General features: G+C 36.7%; 3 protein-coding genes and 1 pseudogene. 3 read left to right on the top strand and 1 reads right to left on the bottom strand.

The window, feature by feature from the left end; all coding sequences use genetic code 11:
- The first annotated feature begins 614 nt into the window (after positions 1-614).
- Both B4G94_RS07205 and B4G94_RS07200 read left to right on the top strand, forming a co-directional pair.
- A complete protein-coding gene (locus B4G94_RS07205; RefSeq protein WP_286857988.1) occupies positions 615-1415 on the top strand; it encodes a type IV toxin-antitoxin system AbiEi family antitoxin domain-containing protein in 801 nt (266 codons plus the stop codon).
- Positions 1416-2282 carry a nucleotidyl transferase AbiEii/AbiGii toxin family protein gene (locus B4G94_RS07200; protein WP_286857987.1) on the top strand — a complete coding sequence of 289 codons (867 nt, stop codon included), beginning with the start codon at positions 1416-1418 and terminating at the stop codon, positions 2280-2282.
- Positions 2283-2529: 247 nt separating this feature from the next.
- Here the strand turns inward: B4G94_RS07200 and B4G94_RS28075 are convergent.
- Positions 2530-2781: pseudogene (locus B4G94_RS28075) on the bottom strand (DUF3658 domain-containing protein); the annotation flags it as partial.
- 25 nt (positions 2782-2806) lie between these two features.
- Between B4G94_RS28075 and B4G94_RS07195 the strand changes: the two are divergent.
- Positions 2807-3130 (top strand): nucleotidyl transferase AbiEii/AbiGii toxin family protein, encoded by a 324-nt coding sequence (locus B4G94_RS07195; protein WP_286857986.1) that lies wholly within the window; start codon positions 2807-2809, stop codon positions 3128-3130.
- Positions 3131-3295: the final 165 nt, after the last annotated feature.

Here is a 3295-nt window from a genome sequence, read left to right as displayed (position 1 = left end):
TCGATCCGAAGGAGGCTCAGGGCTGGTGTTTGGGGATGTGTGGCTGAACCAATCCTGCCACCCCGAAAAAAGTCACTTATTATCGGTGGCTTTTTTGGTTTTCGGACATATTTCGGATAGAATCTTTAAATTTTAGATCTGGTAAAGTTGGAGGAAGTGGGGTTCATGATAACATATAAGTACTGATATATCCACCAATAACACACGGTGTTGACTTCAACCTTAAATTTATCTTTCTCAATGAAGGATTTCTTCCAACAATGTTTTCCAAAGGATAAAACCTCTATCTGGATCGCTGTAGTCATGAAGGATACGGCTAAATCTCTCGGTAGTATGGTTTTCTAAAGCAAATATGTCTTCGCGACCTTTAAAAAAGTTGAGAAGATAGGTTATGTCATCGTTAGTGAATTTCACTTGTTTTTATTTTGGTTTTAAGATAATGAATTGAAATATACATCTTAAAAATATTAATAAACTGGTACGCTTTCGTTTATTAAAGGTGCTTACTGAGATTTGGTATTAAACGTTGTTTTTTGGATAATTGTTGCTTATCTTTACCTTTTGTGGAACGATAAGNNTCAATTTTTAGGTCTTATCGTTCCACAAAAGGTAATATGGCAGACAGCGTTTATATATCAGCACACCTCACCAAACCCCAACTCGAGTTCCTGAAGTTGCTGGATGACTATGAAATTCAGTTGTTCAAATTCTCCGAGATTGAACAGTTGTTGAAGCGAAAATTTGACAACTTAAGTGAAATCCTAGAAAATCTGGTGGACAAGGAACTGATTGTACGGATTGAGAAAGGCAAATTTTGCAAACAAGGTTTTAGGGACGAATATGTCATAGGGACTTTCGTTGCTGAAAATAGTGCTGTTGCGTATTGGTCTGCACTCAATTTACATGGGTTGACGGAACAATTTTCTAATACTGTCTTTATTCAAACGACACATAAAAAATACGACAAATCAATTCTAGGTACTTCTTATAAATTCGTTAAGATTGCGCCCAATAAAAAATTGGGTATCATGCACAATGGTTACGGCAACCTTCAATATCCAATCACTGATGTAGAGAAAACAATAGTTGATTGCTTTGATCTGCCCCAACATTCTGGTGGCTACGCAGAATTGATCAGAGCAGTTGGTCAAGCGCAAATGCACCCCACTAAATTAGTCGAGTACTGCAAGGCTGTGAATAATATAGCGGTTATCAAACGAATTGGCTATTTGGTCGCACTTCTCCAAATTACCGGTATGGATCCTTTTATAGATTTTGCCAAGAAACAGGTAAATAATAGATATAACTTGTTTGACCCCCAGGGATTGGACGAAGGTGAATTTGTTGCGGAGTGGCGATTAAGGTTAAATATCAGCAGGGAAGAATTGTTAGACATTTCCAATAAACAATACTAAATGATACTGAAAAAGGAAATAGAGAAAAAAGCGTTGGAACACGAAGTGTCCAGAAGTACCATTGACAAGGATTGGGTATTGGGTCATTTTGTCGATGCTATATTTTCGATAGATTCCTGCAGAGAAGCGTTGATATTCAAAGGAGGAACATGTTTACGGAAATGTTATATCCCGGATTATCGTTTTTCAGAAGATTTAGATTTTACATCTATCAATCCAGATTTTCAATTGGATGAAGATTTATTGCGGCAAGTAATGTCAATAGTACAAGAACGTACTGGTATGCAATTACATTTAGAAAAGCTCACCGATCTTCGGCACAATGATATGCCGACTGGCTACGCTGCGATTGTAAAGTTTTGGGGAGTCGATCATTCCAAGGACCAAATTCCACCAGATCCGTCCCGTTGGACGACTTCGATTAAAATTGAAATTATTCTGTACGAGAAGATGCTATTTGCACCGACTTTGAAGACGGTGTACCATGACTATTCTGATCAGCTGAGTTCTGCAGTCGATGAAATTGCCTGTTACGATATAAGAGAAGTGTTGTCTGAAAAGTTAAGAGCCTTGATACAACGCTCGTACACAGCACCTCGCGACTATTATGATATTTGGTATTTATCCAAGTATGCGAGTGATCTTGATTGGGCAGAAATCAAACATGCTTTCTTAGAGAAAATGGCTTTTAAAGGGCTTGAATTTACTGGGATAGATCAGCTTCTGAATGCTAAAAGTGAAAACACGGTGAAACGAGCATGGAAAAATAGTTTAGGACATCAGATCGCAACTAGAAAGCTACCTGCTTTTGATGAAGTTAAAAAGGACTTGGAATTATTGTTTAATACAATCTTCAAAAGGATATAATGGCATTAAATGAAAACTCACGAGTAAAGATTCCGACGTTATTACATTTAATGCGTTTGGGGTATACGTATGTCTTTTACGAGAACGAATTAGGAGACAGGATTAGTTAGATAGCATACAGCGAATTAATCTAATCTGAATATGCTTACTCTATGAATCAAAGCTGAAATCATAAAAACAAGAAAGTGGAGTTGAATTTGGAGCTTAAGAAGCTAAAGGAGCAGGCTGAAAGTTTATCGTTAAAACGTTACCCCAACTTTCTAATATCAAAGATTATCTTTGCCCTTTCAGCATCTTCATGAGGTCTAGATCTTTCAATCATACCACGATCTGCCAATTGGTTTAATCTATTAAACAAAAACATGTCACCTATACATCCTCCACCGAAGCTATCCCAGATATCACAAAGCGTGTAGCCAACAACCAATGAAGATCTTTGCGGAGCATCACTAATTCTATTCAATAGATAACCGTCAAAAAAATCCTCATCTCCCGAAACGTATTCTCCTGACCTATCTTAACAAATGAATTTACCGCCTGAATACGTTGAAAAGGATTATTGGGTAACATTCGCTTTGTTCCATATTTTCAAAAATGATATAGGCAGAGAAACCGTTTTTAAAGGCGGAACAGCATTATCAAAATGCTTTGGAATGATACAAAGGTTTTCGGAAGATATTGATTTGGTGGTATTGAGAAACGAAAACGAAACAGGAAACCAACTGAAAACAAAAATCAAAAAGATTTCCAAATGCGTTTCAGACGTACTTCCCGTTATTCATATTCGGACAGCAAAACAATTTGTTTTACCGGACTTATGTCATGCTGATGATTGGAGTTTGGTATAATACTTGTAAATGTACCCCCAAAATATAAATCATGAGCGGTAGCATTTTTGAAATTATTTAACAATATATCAGTAAGTTAAGTGTGTTGTTGTGAAATAGTTTGTTTTCAAAATATTTTTAGTGTACTTTTGTGCCACACAAAACAAAGGTGATACCTTTTTCGGG

This window comes from Sphingobacterium sp. UBA7625 (genome assembly GCF_002484085.1).
GTDB classification, from domain to species: domain Bacteria; phylum Bacteroidota; class Bacteroidia; order Sphingobacteriales; family Sphingobacteriaceae; genus Sphingobacterium; species Sphingobacterium athyrii.
The sequence above is the reverse complement of the archived record's forward strand: the minus strand, read 5'-3'. Positions and strand labels throughout refer to the sequence as shown.

Coding starts and splice junctions, on each gene's coding strand:
- B4G94_RS07205 (WP_286857988.1), top strand. CDS start 615: ATGGCAGACAGCGTTTATATATCAGCACACCTCACCAAACCCCAACTC.
- B4G94_RS07200 (WP_286857987.1), top strand. CDS start 1,416: ATGATACTGAAAAAGGAAATAGAGAAAAAAGCGTTGGAACACGAAGTG.
- B4G94_RS07195 (WP_286857986.1), top strand. CDS start 2,807: ATGAATTTACCGCCTGAATACGTTGAAAAGGATTATTGGGTAACATTC.